The organism is Proteiniclasticum aestuarii, from assembly GCF_017368455.1.
Classification (GTDB): Bacteria; Bacillota; Clostridia; order Clostridiales; family Clostridiaceae; genus Proteiniclasticum; species Proteiniclasticum aestuarii.
Map to the genome: position 1 here is coordinate 153035 of NZ_JAFNJU010000006.1, position 24667 is coordinate 177701.

24 protein-coding genes are annotated in these 24667 nt (G+C 48.0%); all 24 read left to right on the forward strand.

Annotated elements, in window-relative coordinates; genetic code table 11:
* Positions 1–13: 13 nt before the first annotated feature.
* The 24 genes from J3A84_RS09190 to anmK all read left to right on the forward strand — a co-directional run bounded on the left by J3A84_RS09190 (position 14) and on the right by anmK (position 24667).
* On the forward strand, positions 14–1030 hold the full coding sequence (locus J3A84_RS09190; RefSeq protein ID WP_207599719.1) for a zinc-binding alcohol dehydrogenase family protein: 1017 nt from the start codon (positions 14–16) through the stop codon (positions 1028–1030).
* 38 nt (positions 1031–1068) lie between these two features.
* Positions 1069–2154 carry a mannonate dehydratase gene (gene uxuA / locus J3A84_RS09195; protein ID WP_207599720.1) on the forward strand — a complete coding sequence of 362 codons (1086 nt, stop codon included), beginning with the start codon at positions 1069–1071 and terminating at the stop codon, positions 2152–2154.
* Between the two features lie 287 nt (positions 2155–2441).
* A complete protein-coding gene (rsxC, locus tag J3A84_RS09200) occupies positions 2442–3770 on the forward strand; it encodes an electron transport complex subunit RsxC (protein ID WP_207599721.1) in 1329 nt (442 codons plus the stop codon).
* 1 nt (position 3771) lies between these two features.
* Complete coding sequence (locus J3A84_RS09205) at positions 3772–4764, forward strand: RnfABCDGE type electron transport complex subunit D (protein WP_207599722.1); 993 nt, start codon at positions 3772–3774, stop codon at positions 4762–4764.
* 92 nt (positions 4765–4856) lie between these two features.
* Positions 4857–5747 (forward strand): fumarylacetoacetate hydrolase family protein, encoded by an 891-nt coding sequence (locus tag J3A84_RS09210; RefSeq protein ID WP_207599723.1) that lies wholly within the window; start codon positions 4857–4859, stop codon positions 5745–5747.
* A 411-nt stretch (positions 5748–6158) separates the two neighbouring features.
* A complete protein-coding gene (locus J3A84_RS09215) occupies positions 6159–6875 on the forward strand; it encodes a C-GCAxxG-C-C family protein (RefSeq protein ID WP_207599724.1) in 717 nt (238 codons plus the stop codon).
* 47 nt (positions 6876–6922) lie between these two features.
* Entirely contained in the window at positions 6923–7120 is a 198-nt protein-coding gene (gene tatA / locus J3A84_RS09220) for a twin-arginine translocase TatA/TatE family subunit (RefSeq protein ID WP_207599725.1), read from the forward strand.
* Complete coding sequence (gene tatC / locus J3A84_RS09225; protein WP_207599726.1) at positions 7101–7838, forward strand: twin-arginine translocase subunit TatC; 738 nt, start codon at positions 7101–7103, stop codon at positions 7836–7838. The genes tatA and tatC overlap by 20 nt, the downstream gene beginning before the upstream one ends.
* Positions 7839–7994: 156 nt before the next feature.
* Positions 7995–8267: a ZIP family metal transporter gene (locus J3A84_RS09230; RefSeq protein WP_207599727.1), complete on the forward strand. Its 273-nt coding sequence runs from the start codon at positions 7995–7997 to the stop codon at positions 8265–8267.
* A gap of 122 nt (positions 8268–8389) precedes the next feature.
* Positions 8390–8893, forward strand: a complete 504-nt coding sequence (citX, locus tag J3A84_RS09235) for a citrate lyase holo-[acyl-carrier protein] synthase (RefSeq protein ID WP_207599728.1) — start codon at positions 8390–8392, stop codon at positions 8891–8893.
* A gap of 341 nt (positions 8894–9234) precedes the next feature.
* Positions 9235–10362, forward strand: a complete 1128-nt coding sequence (locus J3A84_RS09240) for a betaine/proline/choline family ABC transporter ATP-binding protein (protein WP_207599729.1) — start codon at positions 9235–9237, stop codon at positions 10360–10362.
* Complete coding sequence (locus tag J3A84_RS09245) at positions 10363–11940, forward strand: ABC transporter permease/substrate-binding protein (protein WP_207599730.1); 1578 nt, start codon at positions 10363–10365, stop codon at positions 11938–11940.
* Between the two features lie 251 nt (positions 11941–12191).
* The gene (locus J3A84_RS09250) at positions 12192–13007 is read left to right on the forward strand and encodes a sugar phosphate isomerase/epimerase family protein (protein ID WP_207599731.1); all 816 of its coding nucleotides are present in this window, start codon (positions 12192–12194) and stop codon (positions 13005–13007) included.
* A 15-nt stretch (positions 13008–13022) separates the two neighbouring features.
* Positions 13023–14015 carry a Gfo/Idh/MocA family protein gene (locus tag J3A84_RS09255; RefSeq protein WP_207599732.1) on the forward strand — a complete coding sequence of 331 codons (993 nt, stop codon included), beginning with the start codon at positions 13023–13025 and terminating at the stop codon, positions 14013–14015.
* A 275-nt stretch (positions 14016–14290) separates the two neighbouring features.
* Positions 14291–15298 carry a LacI family DNA-binding transcriptional regulator gene (locus J3A84_RS09260; protein ID WP_207599733.1) on the forward strand — a complete coding sequence of 336 codons (1008 nt, stop codon included), beginning with the start codon at positions 14291–14293 and terminating at the stop codon, positions 15296–15298.
* A gap of 61 nt (positions 15299–15359) precedes the next feature.
* A complete protein-coding gene (locus J3A84_RS09265; protein ID WP_207599734.1) occupies positions 15360–16376 on the forward strand; it encodes an ABC transporter substrate-binding protein in 1017 nt (338 codons plus the stop codon).
* A 90-nt stretch (positions 16377–16466) separates the two neighbouring features.
* On the forward strand, positions 16467–17954 hold the full coding sequence (locus J3A84_RS09270) for a sugar ABC transporter ATP-binding protein (RefSeq protein WP_207599735.1): 1488 nt from the start codon (positions 16467–16469) through the stop codon (positions 17952–17954).
* A 22-nt stretch (positions 17955–17976) separates the two neighbouring features.
* Positions 17977–19020, forward strand: a complete 1044-nt coding sequence (locus J3A84_RS09275; RefSeq protein ID WP_207599736.1) for an ABC transporter permease — start codon at positions 17977–17979, stop codon at positions 19018–19020.
* A gap of 83 nt (positions 19021–19103) precedes the next feature.
* Complete coding sequence (locus J3A84_RS09280) at positions 19104–20165, forward strand: Gfo/Idh/MocA family protein (RefSeq protein ID WP_207599737.1); 1062 nt, start codon at positions 19104–19106, stop codon at positions 20163–20165.
* Positions 20162–21076 carry a TIM barrel protein gene (locus tag J3A84_RS09285; RefSeq protein ID WP_207599738.1) on the forward strand — a complete coding sequence of 305 codons (915 nt, stop codon included), beginning with the start codon at positions 20162–20164 and terminating at the stop codon, positions 21074–21076. Before J3A84_RS09280 ends, J3A84_RS09285 begins: the two co-directional genes overlap by 4 nt.
* Positions 21077–21245: 169 nt before the next feature.
* Positions 21246–22082, forward strand: a complete 837-nt coding sequence (locus J3A84_RS09290) for a MurR/RpiR family transcriptional regulator (RefSeq protein ID WP_207599739.1) — start codon at positions 21246–21248, stop codon at positions 22080–22082.
* Between the two features lie 182 nt (positions 22083–22264).
* Complete coding sequence (murQ, locus tag J3A84_RS09295; RefSeq protein ID WP_207599740.1) at positions 22265–23194, forward strand: N-acetylmuramic acid 6-phosphate etherase; 930 nt, start codon at positions 22265–22267, stop codon at positions 23192–23194.
* Positions 23184–23504 carry a PTS lactose/cellobiose transporter subunit IIA gene (locus J3A84_RS09300; protein WP_207599741.1) on the forward strand — a complete coding sequence of 107 codons (321 nt, stop codon included), beginning with the start codon at positions 23184–23186 and terminating at the stop codon, positions 23502–23504. Before murQ ends, J3A84_RS09300 begins: the two co-directional genes overlap by 11 nt.
* Positions 23504–24667 carry an anhydro-N-acetylmuramic acid kinase AnmK gene (anmK, locus tag J3A84_RS09305; RefSeq protein WP_207599742.1) on the forward strand — a complete coding sequence of 388 codons (1164 nt, stop codon included), beginning with the start codon at positions 23504–23506 and terminating at the stop codon, positions 24665–24667. Before J3A84_RS09300 ends, anmK begins: the two co-directional genes overlap by 1 nt.

The following is a 24667-nucleotide window of genomic DNA, read 5'->3' on the forward strand; positions in this document are numbered from 1 at the left end:
AAGGAAGTATATAATGAAAGCAATACAGATTACAGAACCCAGAAAACTTGAGATTGTGGAAGTTGAAAAACCGATGCTGAAGGATTCCGATGAAGTAATGATAAAGGTCAAGGCAGCAGGGATCTGCGGATCAGATGTTCATATCTATCACGGTACCAATCCCATGGCTACCTATCCAAGAATCATCGGACACGAATTCACAGGCGAGGTTGTAGAAGTCGGTACCAGTGTTCAGAATGTAGCGATTGGGGATAAAGTTGTTGTAGAACCGATTCTTTACTGTGGTGAATGCTATGCATGCCGTAGCGGAAGACCTAATGTTTGTGAAAAGCTTGAAGCCATGGGGGTTCATGTAGATGGCGGTATGCGAGAATTTATTGTGGTACCATCAGCGAAGGCTCATAAAGTGAGTCCGGACCTTCCTTATGAAATGTCTGTAGTGGTTGAACCTTTCACCATTGCTGCGCAGAGCACCTGGAGAGGGGATGTGAAGAAGGGTGAAACCTGTCTCATCATGGGCGCTGGCCCCATCGGTCAGGCGATCCTGCAGTATGCGCTGCTCAAGGGAGCGACCTGTATTGTTTCCGACATTGATAACGAACGTCTTGATGATGCGAAGAAGCTGGGAGCGACCCATGTGATCAATCCGCTGGAAGTGGATGTGGTGGAAAAGGCAAGGGAACTTACTGGTGGATCCGGTCCCAACGTGACCATCGATTCAGCCTGTACGCTGAAAACCTTCGAACAGGCGGTAGAAATGACATCTCCTGCTGGTAGAGTTGTGGTTCTCGGGTTCAGTGTGGAGCCATCCAAGATCGCCCAGGTACACATTACAAAGAAAGAACTCACGATAGTCGGTTCAAGACTTCAGACAAACAAGTTCGGAGAAGTCATCGGTTATCTGAACACTGGAGCCCTCAATCCAGAAGGATTTGTTACACACAAGTTCCATTTCCTGGATGCACAGAAAGCCATGGATCTCGTGGAAGATCCATCCATCAAGAAGAACAAAGTGATTATAACGTTCTAGAACAATCAAAGTAAAACTCGTAAAGGAGGTATGCAAAAATGCAAATGACATGGCGCTGGTACGGAAAAGACAATGATGACATCACACTGGACCATATCAGGCAGATTCCAGGTGTTACAGGAATCGTCTGGTCTCTGCATGACAAGGTTGCCGGAGAAGTCTGGGAAGAAGCACGCATCAAAGAAACCATGGACTATATCCGTTCCAAGGGATTTAATGGGGATGTGGTGGAAAGTGTAAACATCCATGACGACATCAAACTGGGCAACGAAAACCGTGACCATTATATCGATATCTATATCGATACCATCAGAAAACTGGGCAGAGAAGGGGTAAAGGTTATCTGCTATAACTTCATGCCCGTCTTCGACTGGACAAGAACTGATTTATACAAGGAAGCGGAGGATGGAAGCAACGCACTCTTCTATGAAAAGAAACTGGTGGATGGCATCAATCCCCGAGAAGTTGCTGACAGAATTCTGAAAGGCGCAGCAGGCAAAACCATGCCAGGCTGGGAACCTGAAAGACTGGCAAAGCTGGAAGAGCTTTTTGACAAGTACAAGGATATTGATGAAGAGAAGCTTTATGAAAATCTCCAGTACTTTCTGGAGCGGATCATACCAGTGTGCGAAGAGGAAGATGTGAAAATGGCCATCCATCCGGATGATCCGCCATGGCCGATCTTTGGTCTGCCAAGAATCATCCGAAGCAGAGAGCACATCAGAAAGTTCCTGTCACTGGTAGACAGTCCTTATAACGGATTGACCTTATGTACAGGTTCACTGGGATCCAGTGCGGACAATGATCTTCCTTCCATCATACGTGAGTTCAGTGATCGCATTCACTTCGCACATATCCGTAATGTGAAAATCTTTGAGAATGGGGATTTCATAGAAACTTCCCATCGAGCACAAGACGGAAACGTGGATATCGTAGAAGTGCTGAAGGCATATCATGAAGCAGGATTCGAAGGATATGTACGTCCGGACCATGGAAGACATCTCTGGGGCGAGGAAAAGACCTGCAGACCCGGATACGGTCTCTATGACAGAGCTTTAGGTGTCATGTATATGTGGGGCGTCTGGGATCTTCTGGAAAAGCAGAAAGCTGAAAAAGCAGAATAAGTAAAACAATTGCAGGCCAGACCTGTGAAAAAAATGAAGAACCGCAGCAAAAGGAACCGTAGGATTTCGCTGCGGTTCTTTTGCGTCCTCTTTGATGCCGCTGAAGCCTGAAGAGAGGGCTCTGGTTAGGGGAAGGGAAGCAGTCTGGTCGATGGATATTTTGGAAGAGCGTATGATTTTCCTTTTTATTGGTCCTAAAATAAATTATACTAAAAGTAGATTATCAAGTAGCAAGATTATTTTGTCATTATATCTATTCCAAGAGAGATTCAGAAAGGAATGATTTTATGCGTATTTTTTTCATGGGTAAGCATGGAGGAAGTCATCCCAAGGAGAATAAAGAGAGAACTTCCCATCTTCCCATCACGGTGGCCAAGGTTCCAGGGGAACTGGTCTTTCCACTATCCATGCACATAGGCGCTCCGGCAAAGACTGTGGTGGAAGTGGGGCAGAAAGTGAAGATCGGCACCCTTCTTGCTGAAGCGGGCGGATTTGTGTGTGCACCGGTTCATGCATCCGTATCAGGAGAAGTCACAGCCATAGAAAAAAGACCCACCTTAAGCGGCCCTGCAGAATGTATTGTTGTAAAAAATGATGGGAAAGACACTTTTGAGGAGTCCATAAAAGAAAGAGAAGTCCCCGGGGACAACCAGGAGATTCTGGACATCATCCGAAACGCCGGCATCGTCGGCATGGGCGGCGCAGCCTTTCCCACAGCAGTGAAGCTGGATCCACCCAAGGGAAGCGTCATCGATACCCTCATCATCAACGGCGCGGAATGCGAACCTTATTCCACTTCAGACCATCGGGTCATGGTGGAAGAGGGGGATGAGATCATTAAGGGTGTTCAGATTGCCCGGAAGCTGTTTCCGAAGCTGAAGAAGGTCTTCATTGCCATTGAAGACAATAAACCTGATGCCATAGAAGCCATGAAGAAGGCGGCATCAGAAGAGAAGGACATTGAAGTGAGACCGCTTCATACCATGTATCCCAGAGGCTCTGAAAAGAATCTTATCAAAGATCTTACGGGCAGAGAAGTGCCTCCTGGGGGTCTGCCTGCAGGGGTTCGTTGTGTGCTCATGAATGTATCCACCACCCGAGCGGTTTATAGGGCAGTAGCCCTGGGAGAACCTCTCTATCAGAGAGTGGTTTCTGTTTCAGGGACACCGGTCAAGAATCCGAAGAATCTTCTGGTGAGAGTCGGTACGCCTGTGGAATCGCTTCTGGAGGAATGTGAAGGATTTACTGAGCCCGTTGAAAAGCTCCTCAGCGGAGGACCCATGATGGGCCGTGCGCTACCGGATGTGAAGGTGCCCATCATCAAGGCCATGACGGCCATTACGGCCCTGACGGAAGAAGAAGCGAGAGTAGGAGAGGAATCAGACTGCATCATGTGCGCCGAGTGCATTCATGTCTGTCCTGTGAGCCTTCAGCCCATTCTCATCAGTGAAGCCTATAACAGGGGCGATCTGGATGCGGCAAAGAAGCTGGGGGCCATGGACTGCATCGAATGTGGAAACTGCTCCTATATCTGTCCATCGAAGATTTCTCTTCTGGACAACATCAGAAATGCGAAGGCTGCCATAAAAGCCCAGCAGGAAAAGGAGGGAGCGTAGCATGATGGAGAAACTGAAAAACATGAAATCCGGTCCTTCCCCGCATATACGGACTCCGAGAACTACCCCCTGGGTCATGACCCAGGTGCTCATTGCCCTGATTCCGCCCGCAGCGGCAGCCACCTACTTCTTCGGCTGGAAAGTGCTTCTGCTCATCGCCCTTGGCATGCTTACCTCTGTGGCCAGTGAATATCTTTTCCAGAAGCTGACCTACAGAAAGATCACCATAAATGACCGAAGCGCTCTGGTCACCGGAGCTCTCCTGGGCTTAAGCCTGCCTGTGACAGCGCCCTGGTGGACCGTGGTCATCGGTTCCGTCTTTGCCATCGTCATCGTGAAGCAGCTGCCAGGCGGCATCGGAAAAAACACCTTCAACCCGGCGGTGGCGGCCAGAGTCATGCTGAAGGCCTTCTTCTCCCCCTGGATCACCAACTGGGTGCTTCCAGGCCCCGATGCGATGTCCTCAGCCACTCCCCTGGAATACATCGGTGGAGGCGTAAAGATCGTGTCCGAAAAGGTTCCGGATCTCTTTGATCTTTTCATGGGATTCAATCTGGGCGGAAATGCAGGAGAAACCAGCAAGCTTCTGATTCTTGTGGGGATGATCTACCTCATTGTCAGAAGAATCATAAACCCCAAGATTCCAATCCTCTATATCCTCACCGCCATGCTGGTCACCGGATTCTATTCCGGATTCAACCTGGAGTTCATGGCAAGCCATGCCTTTTCAGGCACTCTGTTCTTTGCGGCCACCTATATGGCCACGGACTACAGCTCTGGAGCTTTGACGCCGGAAGGCAAGACGGTTTTCGCCATCGGCGCAGGTGTGCTGACGGCTTTCTTCAGAATTGCCTTCACCTATCCGGGCGGTGTGGGATTCGCCATTCTCATCATGAATGCCCTGGCTCCTCACATTGACCAGAAGCTCATGCCGAGAATCTACGGACACAAGAGAAGGCCGGATGTGAAGTTCAACAGACAGAAAAGAGCATAGAAAAAGAGACCCTGCAGCATCGTCGCGGAAGTACTCTAAGTATCCGCAGCATAGGACGCAACAAAGAGACAGTATAAAAGGAGAGAGGAAGCATGAAATTTATCACCTTTGTCCATAAAGGCAAAGAGCAGATCGGCGTACTGAGCCTGGATGAGTCGAAAGTGCTCAAAATATCGAAGATTCTCGGTCATGAGCGGTATGAGGACATGAACCAGTTCATCGAGGAAGCCACGGAACTGGACCTGGATATCATCGCCCAGGTGCGAATCAACGAGAAAGATCTGGGGACACCCGTGGAAGAAATCCGTTACCTGGCACCCATTGTAAAACCCAAACATGACATCATCTGTGTGGGGGTCAATTATGAGTCTCATCTCAAGGAATCCACCCTGGCGCTGCAGGCGGATCTTTCCAGCCAGAAAAGTCCGGTGTATTTCTCCAAGAGGACCACAAGAATTCTGGGGCATGAAGAGGCCGTCAAAGGATTCTTTGAAATCGATGAAGAGCTGGACTACGAAGTGGAAGTCGCGGTGATCATCGGGAAAAGAGGCATCAATATTCCGAAGGATCAGGTGGAGGACTACATCTTCGGATACAGCATTTTCAATGATGTATCCTCGAGAACACTTCAGAAGGGCCATCTGCAGTGGTATAAAGGGAAGAGCCTGGATACCCACAGTGTGCTGGGACCTGTGATTCTGCATAGATCCGCACTGCCGCTGCCCTTGAAGCTGAAGGTGGAATCCAGGGTCAATGGAGAAGTGAGGCAGAGCTCGAGTACTGAGCTTTTCCTCCATGACATTGCCACCATCGTTTCCGATTTCTCACGAGGCATTACGCTGGAACCGGGTGACATCATCGCCACGGGAACACCTTCAGGTGTGGGCATGGGATTTGATCCACCGAGGTTCATGAAAAAAGGGGACGTGGTGGAGTGTGAAGTGGAAAAGATCGGTATTCTGAAAAGCAGCATTGTGGAGTAAGTGCTCTATCCTACTTAAGTGAATAAGCAATTAAAATGAAAGGAACCGGAAACAATCCTGAAGGATTACTCGGTTCCTTTTCTGATGCATTTTATTGCAGCGTTTCATATTCCATGACCAGAATATGTTAAATAAAATATTATCAATCTGGAAATATTTGTGCTTCATTATTTGGATTTGTTGAATTCTTCCATGAATTTTAGTTATTCTCTCATTAATATTATTGATGAAGTTTTTTAATTGACATATGTCATTAAAAGGGCGTATAGTATTAATAGTCAAGAAATTAACAAAAAGATTAATCTTGAGGATGGGCATCCGAGGTGGATGGGACCCGCCTTTGCAAAGATTTTCATCTATTGCAGCCTTCGAGCTGAACAATAAAAATTATGTATAAAAGGGGAAGAGAAAATGAACGAAGTCAAAGAAAAAGAAGTTAAAATGAGCGAAAAAGTCTATTCAAGACGTGACATGCTGAAGACAGCAGGAAAAGCAGCTGCTGGGGTTGCAGCTGTAGCGGTGCTTCCATCCTTCATCACAGGATGCGACAAGAAGACACCTGAGCTTCCTACAAAAGAAGTGCTGAACTATGAATACCTTGCGGCCAGCGAAGATGCACCACAGTATCCATATCCTTACCAGAAGCTGGATCCAGCCACAACCATGGAAAGAGCGTACGCTTCCTTCTTCAACAAGGGCGGATGCTGCAGAGCGGTCATTGACGGCGTCGTCGGTCAGCTGGGTGATATGGCTGGCTATCCCTGGAATCAGGTTCCAGTAGATGCCTTTGCCAACGGTGCAGGCGGATACGGTGCAGCTTCACTTTGCGGATCTCTTGCAGGTGCAGCCACAGCCATCGGGCTTGCCGTGCCACCAGAAGATGCAGGTGCAGTGACAGCTGAACTTTTCAAATGGTATACCAGCACAGAACTTCCAATCTACCAGCCTGAAGTGGAAAACGAGACGGTAGTTTCCGCATCCGTCAACTGCAAGGACTCTGTGGGTCAGTTCATGGAAGCTTCAGGATACGCCATGGGCGACCCTGAGAGAAAAGCAAGATGTGCGGGTGTTGCAGCGGACTGCGCTGGAAAGACTGCAGAACTTCTGAACGCATACTACAATCTGTAAGAAACAGATTTTTTAAACCATACAGGGAAAAATAAAGGAGAACAGAAATGGGAAAAATAGGAATCACGGAACTGGTACTCATTCTGACCATCGCACTGGTGATCTTCGGACCCTCTAAGCTGCCAGCCATCGGAAAGTCCATCGGGCTTGCCATCGGTGAATTCAAAAACAGCGCCAATAAGATTTCCGAAGATATCATGACCAGCACAGACGACGAGAAGAAAGATGAAAAGAAGAGCGAGTAGGGATAAGGAAAGAAATCTTACCCTGGTCGAGCATCTTACAGAGCTGAGAAACAGAATCATCTATATGGCTGCAGTTTTTGTTGCGGCCGTTCTTCTCAGCTATAGTTTCTCTGAAATCCTTGTAACAGATATGATCGGCATTGTGCCTGACATCAGTTTTGTATTCATATCACCGGCAGAACTGCTGCTGTCTTATATTAAAATCGCTGTGATCATCGGACTTTCTGTTTCTTCTCCCTTTCTGATCATGCAGATCTGGCTGTTCGTAAGCCCAGGTCTGGAGAAGAAGGAAAGAAGAACCATGCTGTTTTCACTGCTATTCGGTGGGGTATTTTTCATACTGGGAGCTGTGTTTGCCTACGTGGGTGTGCTTCCTCTGATCCTCGAATTCTTCATGGGATTTCAGGTGGAAGGCATTGAAGAGATGATCAGTTTCAGCAGCTATCTGTCTCTCATCGTCAACACCGTTCTTTCCTTCGGACTGATCTTTGAACTGCCGAGCATCATGGTGATCATGACGAGATTCGGCATTGTGAAAGTCCGCTTTCTGAGAAAGAACAGAAAATACATCATCCTTGTCATCTTTGTGGTGGCTGCGGTGCTTACACCGCCGGATATCATATCACAGACACTATTAGCCCTTCCCATGATTCTTCTGTTTGAACTGGGTATATTCCTGTCTCGTATTGTGGAACGCAAGAGAGACAAGGAAGAATAATATCACGGAAAACAGACGGAAGATCATACATGAATTCTCTGCACGGATGTAGGTACCCCCTAGATTCCTGCAGAGTTTTTTTAGCTTTCTGTTTTAAGAAAAGCTGAAAACAAGGGTATGCTCAAGATAAGACTATGCTTTGAAAAGGAGTTTCTGATGGAAGGAGGGCTCTCTGAGAAGAAATCCATTCTGTATGCGTTTCTGGTTGCATCGCTGACCACACCACTGGGGGCTTTTCTCATCTATCCTCTTCTCAGGAATTTCACAAGCTCTGTCATGGGGCTCCTTCTGGGATTTGTCACCGGGGTCCTCATCTACATCTCGGCTGCCCATCTTCTGCCTGAAGCCAGTGAGCATGAGAAGGACCATTCCTACATGTCTTTTCTTACAGGTGTGGCATTCTCCATCCTTCTGTATTTCGTTAAATAAGAAATAGATGGAAATGATTTCCTGTGATTTCAGGAAGGTTTCTGAATAATACGGTATAATGACTTCATACAGATGAGTGGACCTGCCCATTCATCAATAACAAAGAAAAAGGAAAGAGAAGGATGGAACTGCTAAACTTAAGAGAAGAGCGCGATCATTTTGAAAAAGAGCTTCTGGAGAAATATCATGGGACACTGCTCACGTTGAGAGCGAATTTCCCGGGAATGGACAAGCGTCATGAGAAGGCGGACCATGCCGTGGAGATCCTTCTTGAGGAAGCAAGAGGGCGATTCAGACCCGTCCATGAAGAAAGGCTGAATAATGCAGAAGGACTCCAATATTTCATCCTTCTCAAGGAAAGCCCTGCTGAAGTGAAACAGGCAACCCTTTCCCTGGAAGAGAATCATCCACTGGGGAGACTCATCGATATGGATGTTAGAGATGAGGAGAAGATCTGGTCCAGAAGAGACTTCTCTCTACCAGGGAGGAAGTGCTATCTCTGTGATGATCTGGCTGTGCACTGCGTAAGGTCGCAGAAACATTCCAGAGAGGAAGTGGTTTCCTATTTCATCAGCAAGGTGGATGCTTACATGAAAAGCGGAATCACCCAGAACCATGAGAAGTAGACGATGGTGTCATTAAGATAAGGAAGAAGGTACAGAGCGGAAAGAGAAAAAGAACTGAAAGCATGTCGGGGAAGCCCAGACATGTTTTTTTATGGGGGAATAATTACAGAAGGTTGGACTTTAGTGACCATCAGCCTACAGATCGGACAAAGAGGATTCGTGTATAGGTTTTCTGTCCAAACCAGATATGAAATGGTTTCATGAAATCTTTACATCAAAGCAACTTTGTGGTAAGATTAGAGTTGTCACTTATGCGAATAAGTCGATGTCAGACGCGAAATAATTTGATTTGTTATAAAGCAATGATGAAAATATTTAATATTCTAAAGGAGGAATTTGAGATGATTGAATTCAAGAATGTCAGCAAGAAATTCAAAGACGTCACCGTCCTGAAAGACATCACATTTGAAATCGAAGAAGGAAATCTCGTAGTGCTCATCGGCCTGTCCGGCTGCGGTAAGACCACTACACTGAAAATGATCAACAGACTCATCAAGCCGACCACAGGAACCATCACCATAAGCGGGGAGGATATTTCTACGAAGGATCCCATCGAGCTGAGAAGAAACATCGGCTATGTCATCCAGCAGACAGGACTCTTTCCACACATGACCATCCGTGAAAATACGGAAATCATTCCGAGAGTCGAAAAGCTGGATAACGAGAAGATTACGAAGAAGACCCTGGAACTCATGGAAATGGTGGGACTGGATGAGGAATTCCTGGACCGTTATCCCAATGAGCTTTCCGGTGGACAGCAGCAGAGAGTGGGCGTGGCCAGAGCTTTTGCCCTGGACCCTGATGTCATCCTCATGGATGAACCGTTCTCGGCGCTGGACCCCATCACAAGAAACTCCCTTCAGGAGGAGCTTGTGAATCTCCAGAGCAAGGTGAAGAAGACCATCGTCTTCGTCACCCATGACATGTCCGAAGCCATCAAGATCGCAGACAAGATCTGCATCATGGACAAGGGAGAGATCATTCAGTACGATACACCGGAAAACATTCTGAAGAATCCGGTGAACGAATTCGTTTCACAGTTCGTCGGAAAGAACAGGATCTGGGAATCCCCTGAATACATCCGTGCAGAGGACATCATGATTGAAAATGCCGTCTCCTGCGTATCCACACTGTCCCTGAACAAAGCCCTGGACAAGATGAGAGATGCCAAGGTCAACAGCATTCTTGTGGTGGACGACAAGACAAAGAAAATGGTGGGACTTGTGAAGCCCAAGCAGATTGCCAAGGTGAAAGATCGAACCGTTCCTGTGAAGGACATCATGGTCACGGACTTCCAATCGGCGAAGCCGGGAGACTCCATCGTCGACCTTCTGAAGGTGGCGGACGAAAACAATATTTCAGAAATCCCGGTTCTGGATGAATCCGGAAAGATTCTGGGTCTGGTGACGCAGAACAGCCTCATCACCACATTAAGCCAGCAGTATTTTGAAGACGGGGAGGTGCTTTAATTGAACGTATTAAATTACATAACGAATAATTCGGATCAGGTATTAAGGCTGACCCTGGAGCATATTGAGCTTACGGCCATCGCAGTAGGTCTGGCTGTACTCATCGGCGTACCGCTGGGTATACTCATCAGCTATTTCAGAAAAGCCAGCAAGACAGTGGTCGGTGGAGCAAACGTGGTGCAGGCCATTCCATCCATGGCCCTTCTGGGACTGGCCATTCCGCTTCTTGGAATCGGTTCAGTACCGGCGGTTGTCATCGTCATCCTGTACTCGCTGCTGCCCATCATCAAGAACACCTATACCGGTATTACAAGCCTGGATAAGGGAACCCTTGAAGCGGCCAAGGCCATTGGTCTGACCAAGAGCCAGGTGCTTACGAAAGTGCAGATTCCACTGGCGCTGCCCGTCATCATGGCCGGTGTCAGAATTTCAGCGGTAACAGCGGTAGGTCTTATGACCATGGCTGCATTCATCGGTGCCGGTGGACTCGGTTTTCTGATCTTCTCAGGAATCAGTACCACCAATAATGCACAGATTCTGGCAGGTGCCATACCCGCAGCGCTTCTCGCTCTGCTTGTGGATAACCTCTTCAGCACCATCGAGAAACTGGTGACGCCGATTTCCCTTCAGCAGACTGGAGATGCCTCCAAAGAAAAGCTGAAGAGTCAGCGAAAAATCCAGAAGGGAATCCTTGCCGTCACCGCAGCAGTCCTTGTAGTGCTCTTCACGATCACAGCATTCAGTGGTGCTGGAAACTCCAAAGAGACCATCACCATCGGTGGAAAGGACTATACAGAGCAGTTCATTGTGGTCCATCTCATGGCGGACATGATTGAAGACAGAACGGATCTTTCCGTCATCCGTAAGGATAACCTGGGCGGAACCCAGGTGGCCTTCAATGCGCTGAAGAGCGGAGACATCGATCTGTATCTGGAATATACCGGAACCATCTACGGAGACACCTTAGGGTATTCGCCTAATTCCGATATGGTGGAGGTCTATGAGACCAGCAAGAACGATCTCAAGGAACTCTTTGACATTGATGCCTTGACACAGTTCAACTACAACAATACCTACGTCCTTTCCGTGAAACCGGAAACTGCGGAGAGATACAATCTGGCGAAGATCAGTGATCTCAGAGATGTGGCGGACGAGCTGACCATCGGTTCCACGCTGGAGTTCCTCAATCGTGAAGATGGTATCATCGGCCTTGAAAAGCATTATGGATTCACCTTCGGAAACGAAATCGGAATCAACGGAGCCAACAAGTATCTGGCCATTGACAACGGAGAAACAGACATCACAGATGCTTTCTCCACTGATGGACTGCTGAAGAAATTCGGCCTCGTGATGCTGGATGATGATTTGAACTTCTTCCCGCCCTACTATGCAGTACCGATTTTAAGAAGTGGTCTCCTAGCAGAGCACCCTGAAATCGAAGATGCGCTGGATGCACTGGGAGAAGTGCTGACCAATGAAATCATGATTGAGCTGAACTATCAGGTGGATGAACTTCAGAGGCAGCCGAGAGCTGTTGCAAGGGAATTCCTTCTGGAACAGGGGCTCATCGAAGAATAGTATTTCGGATATTGAAAGTAACAGAATGACAGAAATAGGAACATGGAAGGATCAGAATCTCTTGAAGGGAGGCTGATCCTTCTTTTTCGCTTCTGCACATACAGTTTCTGGGGAATGGGACTTTCAGAGATCGCAAAAGAGATAGTATCCCGAATTGCTGATATTGGAAAATCATTGTCAAAGTATTTTGACAATGGATAGCATAATGCTATACTTAAAAAAACAGCGCATTTTAGAAAGGGGAGAACTGTATGAATAGAATCATCGCACTGAACTCCAACACCTATCATGGATACAGCCTTGAGGATGCCTTCGAGGGCATGGATCGGGCAGGCTTTGGTTATGTGGAGCTGACAGCCACAAAAGGATGGACGGAGCATGTCTTTCCCACCATGAGCCTGGAGGAGCTGTGGCAGATCAAAGCAGATATGGTCAGACGCGGCGTTACACCCTTTGCCCTCAGCGGACATACGAATCTCATGGATGAGGAGAGACTGGAGGATTTTCTCATGAACATGAGACTGGCCAAGTTCTTCGGCTGCACCTATATTCTTTCTTCCATCGGCGAAGCGCATCTGGAGGATAAGAAGGAAATTTCCGATGAAGAAGTGGCGGAGCGGGTGAAGGAGCTGGTACCATTTCTGGAGGATTATGAGCTGACGCTGTGCCTGGAAAATCATGGAAAGCATGGCACAGGTAGACAGCTGAAGGACATTGTCTCTAGAGTGGGCTCTGACAGAGTAAAAATCAACTATGATACGGCCAATGCCATCTTCTACGGAGATGTGAATCTGGAAGAAGATCTGCTCTCCTGCATTGATTATGTAGGTTTTGTGCATCTCAAGGACAAGAAGGGTGCTCAGAAAGAATGGAATTTCCCGGCCATCGGAGAGGGCAATCTGGATCTTCTCATGGTGATCCGTCATCTGGAGGAAAGAGGCAACGACAGTCCCCTGAGCATCGAGATCGAATTCACCAGTGACGGGCCCAAGGATCTGGAAGAAGTGCATCGGGCGGTGAAGACGTCCTATGATTACCTGACTTCCAGAGGCTATGAGATTCCCTAGAAGGAGGGAGATAGGATGATAAAGATCGGCATTGTGGGATTCGGCGGAATGGGAGAAGTCCATTTTCTGAACTACGAAAAAATAGCGGATGCCAAGGTTACGGCCATCGTAACCGGCAGTGAAGAAGGAAGAAGAAAAGCGGAGAAATACGGCCTTGCCTCCTACAGCAGCATACAGGAGATGACAGAAAAGGAAGACATAGAGTTGGTGGACATCTGCACACCCACTTTCCTTCATAAACCCCATGTGCTGGAAGCGCTCCGGGCAGGAAAGCATGTCATTGTGGAGAAGCCCATGGCACTTCATGAAACGGATGCGATGGAGATGTTCAGCGCGGCGGATGAAGCGAAGAAGCAGCTCTTTGTGGCCCAGGTGCTTCAGTTCACCAGGGAAATGGAGATCCTTCGTGACTATGTTAATAGCGGAGAACTGGGGAAACCCCTGGATGGATTCTTTCTGCGCACAGCAGGGAAACCCGGATGGAGTCAGGGTGGCTGGCTGTTCAACAAGGAGAAGAGCGGAGTTATTCCCTTTGACCTGCATATTCACGATCTGGATATGATCGTCAGCCTCTTCGGAGAGCCGAAAAGCTATTCCTATACCTCTTCGGGAAACATGGGCATCGGGTATGATGAGCAGTACCGCATGACCTATCATTTCGATGGACTCAGCGTGGCGGCAGAGGCTGCCTGGTATAATGCGGACTTTCCCTTCACCCAGAGGTGGCGGGTCTATTTCGAGAAAGGTCTTCTTGTAAGCGAAGGCGGAAAGCTCACCCTCTATCAGAAGGATGAAAAGCCGCTGGTCTTCAACACCGAAGAGAAGGTATTGGTCTCCACAGGCATCAATCTTCCCCCCACGGGCATGTTCTACAACGAACTGTCGCACTTTCTGGACTGCATCAGAAAAGGCGAGTCTTCACCTGTGGTGACCAGAAAGCAGATTCTCATCTCCATCCGGGTGCTGGAGGATCTGGTCTTCAGAGACAAGGATGAGACGGAAAAATAAAATAGAGAAGAGCCAAAGTCATAGAAGCATAGCGATGTGCTTCTATGACTTTTTCAATGGTGTAAGGATATTTCTGAAATTTGATAAAAGTGCCACGGAAAGGTTGACAATTGAAGATGGTTTATCTACACTAAAAATGTAATCCATTACATTTCAGAAAATTGGCTTTATTCACAAACTGCTCTGCCTGCAGAAGCAGAAAGCATGAAGGAAAGCACCTTTGGACAGGAACATGTTTGTGATTATGCAAAGAAAAATGGTGAGGAGGAGGGACCATGGCAACCATATCGGATGTGGCTAAGGAGGCGAGGGTTTCCGTGGCCACGGTATCCCGGGTACTGAACAACAAGGAATCCGTAAGGAAGGAAACACAGCAGCGTGTATATGACGCCATTGAGAAACTGAACTTTCAGCCCAATCTTCTTGCCCGTAATTTCAGAAGAAGCGAAAGCCGTGTGATCCTCATCATCACACCCAACATCACCAATCCTTACTATGCCCACATCCTTACAGGAATAGGAGAAACCGCCAGCAGCCTTGGCTACAGCGCACTGATCTTCAATACGGGCGGAAGCCTTGAAAAAGAGAAGGAAGGCATGGAAATGCTGAAGCTAAGGAGAGCCGACGGAGCCATTCTTCTTGCAAGCTCCATGGAAAGTCCGCATCTTCTGGAATACGTGGAAAGCCACCCTGTGGTCCAGTGCTCTGAATACGATGGTGCATCTGGCCTGCCCAGGGTGAGCATCGACAACCATCTGGCTGCAAAGGAAGTGGTGGAGTATCTCATAGACTCCGGTCATGAGAAAATCGCCACCATCAGTTCGAAGAACACCTACATTTCCACTAAGGAAAGGCTTGATGCCTACAGGGAAACCATGAAGGACCATGGCCTGAAAGTGCCCAGGAGCTACATTGCCCACGGGGATCCCGACTATTCCTTTAAAAGCGGAAAGAAAGCGGCCATGAAGCTTCTGTCTCTGAAAGAAAGACCCACTGCGATTTTCTGCATCTCCGACACGCTGGCTCTGGGGACCATCAGCGCCGCCATGGAAATGGGGATAAAGGTTCCGGAAGAGCTTACCGTTACTGGCTTTGACGATGTGGATGATACCACCATGTTTCATCCCTACATCACCACCGTCAAGCAGCCCTGCTACGATCTGGGAATGCGCGCCATGAAGCTTCTCTTTGACCGGATGATGAAGAAGGAGATCAGCGATAAAAAGGTGATCCTTTCCCATCAGTTTGTGATCAGAGAATCCTCGGCACCCTATAAACCCTGATGCCCATCTGGAGCATATCCAGATTCACTCATAGATCAAAAAAACACTAGGAGGATGTAAAATGAAAAAAGTTCTAGGTATCGTGCTGTCTCTCAGTCTTCTTCTGACACCGCTTCTAGCAGCCTGTGGCACCGATGAGGAAACCCCTTCTGAAACTCCTGCTGAAACACCAGCCGAGGAACCTGCAGAAGAGGAACCAGCCGAAGAGCCTGCTGCGGAAAAGCACAAGATCGGAATACTTGCTCCTGCCGTAACACATGGATGGGTCGCTGCGGTTGCATACAATGCTGAAGTAAGAAGCAAGGAACTGGAAGACAAGATCGAGTATCAGATTCAGACCAGCAGCAATGCGGAGGAAATGACATCTCAGCTGGATGATCTTCTGACCTGGGGAGCAGACGCCATTGTCGCATTCCCACAGTGGGAAGGCATGGAAGTGCCCATTCAGCAGGCCATCGATGATGGCGTTACTGTGGTGAACTTCGACATTGAAATCGCAGCCGATGGCGTATACAGAGTAGCCGGTGACAACGAGGACATGGGTGTCCAGGGTGCCAACTACATCGTGGAGAAGATCGGAGAAACCGGTACAGTGGTCATGCTGGAAGTGCCTACATCCGGTTCTGTGTCGGAACTGAGAAAGAAGGGCTTCGTGGATACCATGGCAGAAATCGCACCGGACATGGAAATCATCACCTATGCCACCAAGTTCACCCGTGAAGACGGACTCAAGGACTTTGCGGATATTCTGATCAGCAATCCACAGATTGACGCCGTCTACTCCATGGATGATGAAACCTCCATTGGTGTGCTCCAGGCCATCAGTGAAGCAGGAAGAACCGACATCAAAGTGGTCACCGGTGGTGGCGGCATGCAGGAATACTTCAGAATGATGCCTGAAAATGAAGACATCTGGATTCAGTCTGCGCTTTACAGCCCAGCCATGGTCATGGACGCTGTGGATATGGCAGTGGCCATTCTGGACGGAGAGATGGTGGAAGAAGTGAAGATCATTCCTACCACCATCGTAGACAGAGACAATTATGAGGATTTCCTGGATGAAAATTCACCATACTAGAAGGATTCCTGAAAACAGAATGTGAAGTAAAATCGAAGAGGTTATGGGGTTTCCATAACCTCTTCCTTGAAAGAACGGATGTGATGACAGTTGAAAATCGAAATGCGAAATATATACAAGTCCTTTGGAGACAATGAAGTGCTGAAAGATGTGAGCTTCCATCTGGAAGGTGGAGAAATTCTGGCCCTCATCGGAGAAAACGGCGCAGGAAAGTCCACGCTCATGAATATTCTGGGCGGGGTGCTTCCGGCAGACAGCGGAAGCATCGTGATCGACGGCAGGGAAGTCTTCTTCCATAAACCGGCGGATTCCCTGGAATCAGGCATCGCCTTCATTCATCAGGAGCTGAATCTCATCAATGACCTGCCGATCTATGAGAACATGTTTCTGGGCAGGGAGCTGAAGAACAGGTATAACCTGCTGGATCTTACTACCATGGAAAAAGAGACCCAGGAAGTCTTTGACCGAATGAACATCGAGCTGAATCCCAGAACCATGGTGGGGAGCCTGGATGCCTCCTACAAGCAGATTGTGGAGATTGCCAGAGCCATCATGATGAATGCATCCATCATCATCATGGACGAGCCCACCACATCGCTTACGGAAACGGAAATCACCAGAGTCTTTTCCATGATGAAGACATTGAAGGAGCATGATGTGGGCATCATCTTCATCTCCCACAAGCTGGGAGAAGTCATGAGCTTCTGTGACCGCTACATGGTCCTTCGGGATGGGGCTTTAGTGGGAGAGGGTCAGATTTCTATGGTGAACACCGATGCTCTGGCCAGACTCATGGTGGGCCACGAGGTGAGAACCGAAGCCCTTCAGCGAAACATCGAAAAGAGAGAAGAGGTTCTGCGCATCGAAAACTTCTCTAGACCCCATGCCTTCCAGAATGTGTCCTTCACTGCCCATAAAGGGGAGATTCTCGGTATCACGGGACTTCTGGGGGATGGAAGAAGTGAACTGTTTCTGTCCATCTTCGGCGCCGATGACTATGAGGAAGGAGAAATCTATCTGAACGGAAACAAGGTGAAGATCCACAGCACCTACGATGCCATGAAAAAAGGCATCGGCTATCTGCCGAGAAACAGGAAGGAGAACGGCATTCTTAAAGACATGGACATCTTCGATAACGGCTCCATCGTCACCTGGCCCATCTTTGCCAGAAGGGGCATCATTGATTTCAGAAGACAGGATGAGGAGTTCAGAAAGCAGGTGGATCGTCTGCGCATCAAGATGGGCAGGATGCAGGATTCCATCAATAGCCTTTCAGGGGGCAATCAGCAGAAGGTGGTCCTGTCCAAATGGCTCACAGCCAATCCGAAGCTTCTGGTGCTGGATAATCCCACTCAGGGCGTGGATGTGGGCGCCAAAGAGGATATCTACGACATCATCATGGATCTCATTGATGATGATATTGCAGTCATCGTCCTTTCCAGTGAAGCCCAGGAGATCATCAGGGTCTGTGACAGAGCTCTTGTGATGTACCATGGCCGAATCCAGGGAGAGGTATCCGGAGACGAAATGAACGAACATACTATCATGAAGCTTGCCACTGGCGGCACATTGAGCTGAAAAGGGACGGTGTAGTAGGAATATGAAGAAAGCACAAGAAAAGAGAAGCAGAAATCTTCTGACATGGTTTAGAGACAGCTGGAAAGCGAATCCTCTGTTCTCAACGGCTGTGGCGCTGATCATCATGATCATCCTGCAGACCTGGACACTGGGCTTTGACTATGACTCCTTCGGGGCATGGTTTCTGTCCTGGACCAACAACTGGATCAATATTCTGAGAAACAATGCAGGGGTCGGCATCATCGCCCTTGGCATGACTTTCGTCATCATATCGGGGGGGATCGATCTTGCGGTGGGCTCCACACTGGTGGCCACCGGAGCGGTGCTTATGATGCTCATCGACAGCGGTCCCAAAGGAATCCTTGGCGCCATCGGACTGACCGGAATAGCGGCGTTCATCGCAGCGATTCTTCTGAGTGTCGTCTTCGGAAGCATCCTGGGCGGCCTCATCGGTCTTCTGGTGACCAAGGGGAAGATTCCGCCCTTCATCGCCACCCTGGGCGCCATGAAAGTCTATCGGAGCGTCACCCAGCACTTCATGCAGGGGTATAATCCCACCGTGCCAAGACCGTTTCTTCAGATTTCAAGCTTTCGCATCGGCAGTTACATGGTGATGCCCATCCTGTACTGGCTGGTCATTGCAGCGGTGCTCTACTATATTTCCAAGCGGACCACCTTCGGTCGTCAGGTCATTGCCGTGGGGTCCAACGAAAGAGCGGCGAAGCTCTCCGGTGTCAACGTGCACAAGGTGAAACTGAAGGTCTATGCCCTCATGGGGCTTCTGGTGTCCCTTTCTGCCATCATCCAGGTATCCAGAATCGGTTCCATGGACTTCTCCAATGCGGGAAGCGGAAATGAGATGGATGCCATCGCGGCGGCGGTTGTAGGTGGAACCAGCATGAGTGGAGGGAAAGGGCTCATCATCGGAACCGTATTCGGGATGCTGATCATTGCCGTGATGAATAACCTTCTGAATCTCTTCGGCGTACCACCGTTTTTAAGAGAAGCCTTCAAGGGACTCATCGTGGTGCTGGCGGTGCTGCTGCAGAAGAAGGAATCCGTTTAGGGAAAGATCGGGAAGGCCAGAGAAGATGGAGAAAAGCCTTCCAGGAAAGATCAGCTGTGATCCATCAGAAAGAGGTGAAATAAATGGATAAAATCAGACTGGGATTTATCGGATGCGGGAAAATAGCCCAGGTCCGGCATATTCCTGAAGCACACAGAAGAGAAGATGTGATTCTGGCGGGATACTTCAACCGAACGAGAAAGAAAGCGGAAGACATGGCCTCGCAGTACGGGGGGAAGGTCTATGACACCTATCAGGAGATGCTGGAAGATGAGCATATAGATGCAGTGGTGGTCAGTGTAGCCAACATACTCCATGCGGATGTGACCATCGAAGCGCTGAAGAAAGGAAAACACGTGCTCTGCGAGAAACCCATGGCCATGACCCTGGAAGAGAGTGAGCTTATGGTGAAGACAGCAGAGGAAGAAGGGAAAGTCCTTGCCATCGGACATAATCAGAGACTGAATAGTGCCCATGAGAGGGCAAGGGAGCTCATTGAGGAAGGAGCCATCGGGAAGGTGCTCACCTTCCGTACCACCTTCGGACATGGAGGGCCGGAAGAATGGAGCTCCAGTCCAGGAAAGGATGTATGGTTTTTCTATGAAGATGCAGCAGGTATGGGCGCCATGGCGGACCTTGGCATCCACAAGACTGACCTCATCGAATTTCTCACCGGCCAGAAAGTGGTGGAAGTCAGTGCCATGATGGGTACCCTGGACAAAAAAGGGTCCAAAGGGAATCTCATATCCGTGGATGACAATGCCATCTGCCTGTTTAAAATGAGCGAAGGAGCTCTGGGAACCATGACTGTATCCTGGACCTACTATGGACCGGAAGACAACAGTACGGTGATCTATGGAAGTGAGGGCATCCTTTCGGTCTATGAGGATCCGGACCATCCGCTGAAGATCGTGAAAAAGAATGGAGAAGTGCTGACCTTTGAGGTGGATGAAATGCAGACCAACGATAATCAGACCAGTTCCGGGGTCATCGATGTGTTCATCGATGGTATCAGAAGCGGGGAAGATACAATTCTTTCCGGAAAGGTGATACTTTCCGCCATGCGGGCGGTATTCGCCTGCGAGCAGTCCTTTGATGAAGGAAAAACTGTGAAGATTGAAGAGAATGGAGGGATGAAAGCGTGAAGCTGGGATTTGTCAGTGCGATTCTACCAGATAAGACCTTTGAAGAAATGATCGATATAGCCAGCGAGCTAGGCTATGCCTGCGTGGAAGTAGCCTGCTGGCCCGTGGGAAAAGCCGAGAGAAGATATGCCGGGGTGACCCATATCGATGTGGAGCAACTGTCCGATGAAAAAGCGGAACATATCCTTGACTACTGCAGAAACAAGAAGGTGGAGATTTCTTCTCTCGCCTACTATCCCAATCCCATGGATGGCAATCTGGAGGCCAGAGAAAAAACCATTGCACACCTTAAGAAAGTCATTGAAGCCAGTGCGAAGCTGGGTATAAACATGGTGACCACCTTCTTAGGTAGGGATCAGGGTAAAACAGTGAAAGAGAATCTGGAACTCTTCAGGGAAATCTGGCCGCCCATCATCGCCCTTGCAGAAGAGAAGAAGGTGAAAATCGCCATCGAAAACTGTCCCATGCTCTTTGGGGAGGACCAGTGGCCTGGAGGACAGAACCTGTTCACCTCCCCAAAGATCTGGAGAGAGATCTTCGGCATTGCGGACAGTCCGAATCTGGGCATCAACTTTGATCCCAGTCATATGATCTGGCAGATGATGGATTATGTGGAGCCGGTCTATACATTCAAGGACAGGATCCTCCATGTGCATTTCAAGGACATCAGGCTGTTTCAGAAGAAACTCGATGAAGTGGGAACCATGGCGTATCCACTGGAGTACATGAGTCCCAAACTTCCCGGATTCGGGGATGTGGACTGGGGTGCACTTGTTTCAGCGCTGAACGAAATCGGCTATGACGGATATGCCTGCATCGAGATTGAGGACAGAGCATTCGAAGGAAGCGAAGAGAAGGTCCTGGACAGCCTGAAGATCTCAAAAAGATACATGGAGCAGTTTGTCATCTGAAAATCTGGGAACCATTTGATAATCAATAAAATGTAAAAGAAAGAGGCTGCACAGATCAGAAAATACCGTGCAGTCTTCTATTTGATTTCAGTAAATTTCCTTTGATTCCTTGATTGAAATGGTTTATTGTATAAGTAATGAAATTAAATTTCATCAAGGGAGTGGTATTTTGAGTAGTGTTTTTAGAATCAGAGAAGGATTTTCCACTTATACGGAAACAGAAAAGAGACTTGCAGAATATATTCTGGAGCATAAGGAGGAAGTGGTCAACTACAGTGCACAGGTACTGGGAGAGAAAGTGGATACTTCTGCTGCAGCAGTGGTCCGTTTTGCGAAAAAGCTTGGATTTAAGGGATATACCGCTCTGAAGGTGGAACTTGCAAGGGATCAGAGCGTGGATCAGGTTGATTTTGATGACATCATCAAAACCGAGGATAGCGTTTCAGTCATGGTGAGAAAAGCCCAGGCCATGAATATCAAGACCATAGAGCAGACCTATAAACTGATCAATTCAGATATGCTGGAAGAGGCCATCGGTAAACTGATAGAAGCGGAAACCATCTATCTTTTTGGAGTAGGAGGATCAGGCATCGTCTGTGATGACCTGGTGAACAAGCTGATCCGTATCAATAAACGGGTTGTGTTCAATAAAGATCCTCATATCCAGCTGGCGGCAGCTGCTCATATTACAGACCGGGATGTGGCTGTAGGTATCAGCTACAGTGGAAATACAAAAGAGGTCAATGCAGCCATGGCTCATGCCGAGCATGTGGGGGCTTATACGGTTGGCGTTACACAGATGTCGAAATCAAAGATGTCAAAAATCTGTGATGCGCTGCTTCATGTGCCGACGGAGGAAAAGGAGCTGAGACTCGGTGCAATTCAATCAAGAAACTCCTCGCTGGTCATAACGGATCTTCTCTATTTCGGCATCACCAAAGCAAATATCAGTCATGCCAAGGAGAGTCTCAGAAACACCAGAGACATCATCAACGAACTCAGATAACTAAATGAATCAGGTAAATTGAAGGGATTCTTAAATGGATCCCTTTGCTTTTTCTCTCATCATCTGTCTGGTCGATATTCATGCTTGCATGTAATTTAATTCTAATTTTTTGTAATTATTATTGAAATTTAATTTCAATAAGCATATAATGGGATTATAAAATCGAAAAGGAGAGTGAAGCCGTGATAGACTTAAATCTTCTAGACACAGAAGGTGTCAATGAAAATTCCAGAAATATTGACAAGAAGAGTACATTAGAAGTTTTAGAAACCATAAACAGAGAAGACCAGAAAGTAGCTGAAGTAGTTCGTGAAATACTACCGGACATTGAAAAAGCCATAGAAGCGATTTATGAAAAAGTCAGAAATGGTGGTAGAATCATTTATATTGGAGCTGGTACATCAGGAAGACTTGGTGTACTGGATGCATCAGAATGTCCACCAACCTATGGTGTGGATCCGGGACTTGTGAGAGGGATCATTGCGGGAGGATATAAAGCACTTCACAGCGCAATAGAAGGTGCAGAAGATGTGAAAGAAGAAGCGGTGAAGGATCTTGAGGACATCGGATTTTCCAATCAGGATGCCCTTGTGGGTCTTGCAGCATCCGGGAGAACACCCTATGTCATCAGTGCACTGGAGTATGCCAATAAGCTTGGTGCTGTAACGGCTTCCATCAGCTGCGTGAGGAATGCGGAAGTCTCAAAGACTGCTCAATACCCGATCGAAGCGATTGTAGGACCTGAAGTGGTAACAGGCTCCACGAGAATGAAAGCAGGAACTGCTCAGAAACTGATTCTCAATATGATATCCACCACAGTCATGATCAAACTCGGCAAAGTATATGGGAACCTTATGGTGGACGTCAAGGCAACCAACAGAAAGCTTATGGTCAGAGCGAAAAGAATCATTGAAATGACCACGGACCTGCGAGGCAGTGAGGCGGAAGAACTCTTTATAGAGAGCGGATTTTCAGTAAAGACAGCCATCGTCATGAACAAGACGGGGTCAACGAAGGAAGAGGCGGAAATTCTTCTGGATCTTAATGAGGGAAGAATCTCCAGAGCCATCGAATACACAGAGAAAAGTGAGGAAAAACACTATGAACAATGAAATGGAAATGATCATCTTCAACATCATCAATTATGCGGGCACTGCAAAAGGGCTGGCCTATGAAGCTCTGAATGAAGCGGAAAAAGGAAACTTCGATAAAATTCCTGAACTGATGAAAGAGGCAGACCAGAATCTGCTGGAAGCCCATAAAGTCCAGACGTCCATCATTCAGGCAGAAGCCAGAGGAGAAAAGCCTGAAGTATCAGTGCTTTTCGTCCATGCACAGGATCAGCTGATGACAGCCATGGAATCCAAGACACTGATTGAGTCACTGATCAGGATGCATAAGAAGATCGACGGGGTCAAGTAATGCTGGCGATCGGACTGATGTCTGGGACTTCTCTGGACGGAGTGGACACAGCATTGTGTGAGATAAAAGGACAGGGTCTGGATACTGATATCAGACTTCTTGATTTCATGACCTATGAGATCGATCCGGATCTGAAGGAAGAAATCAGATGTGTCATCCGAAATGAAGAACCGATAACAGACCTGATAACGTCACTGAATTTCAGAATCGGGAAGCTGTTTTCCCATGCGGTGAAGGAAATACTGCATAAAAACGGATTAAGTGGGAAAGACCTGGCGTTTATCGCCTCCCATGGTCAGACCATTTATCATATTCCGAAGGATACAGACAGGCTTGTCAGAAGTACCCTTCAGATCGGAGAACCCGCCGTCATTGCCTACGACCATGGTGTAGATGTGATCTCGAATTTCAGAACGATGGATATGGCTGCAGGAGGAGAAGGTGCCCCCTTAGTTCCTCTCAGCGAGTTCATCCTCTATGGAGAGAAAGAGAAGACCATCGCGCTTCAGAATATCGGTGGGATAGGCAATGTCACTGTGATGCCCAAAGGTCAGAAAGAGGAAGACGTTTTTGCCTTTGATACGGGACCAGGAAATATGGTCATTGACGAAGCCATGAAAGTCCTTTATGGCAGAAGCTATGATAAAGGCGGAGAGGTTGCTTTGTCCGGCCAGGTGGATGAGAAGGTGCTGGATTCATTGCTGACACACCCCTATCTTGCAATGAACCTGCCTAAGTCCACCGGTAGGGAAGATTTTGGAGAGCTCTATACAAGAGAGATTCTACGTAACTGGAACTGCTTGAAAAAGGAAGATCTCATCGCAACTCTGACTCTGTTTACAGCAAGAACCATTGCGGACAGCTACAGGAAGTTCATTATGGAAAAATTCGTGCTGGACAAAGTGATTGTTGGTGGGGGTGGCGCACATAATAAGGCTCTTATTCAGTATCTGAAGGAGCTTCTTCCAGAAGTAGAGGTTTTAACCCAGGATGAGATCGGATTATCCAGTGATGCCAAGGAAGCCATAGCTTTTGTCATTCTCGGTAATCAGACCTATCATAGAGCCTATGGTAATATCCTCGGTGCAACAGGGGCCAGGGAACAGGTGATTCTCGGCAATATTACTCCGAACCCGACTTCGTTTCGTAGAAAGGATGTGTAG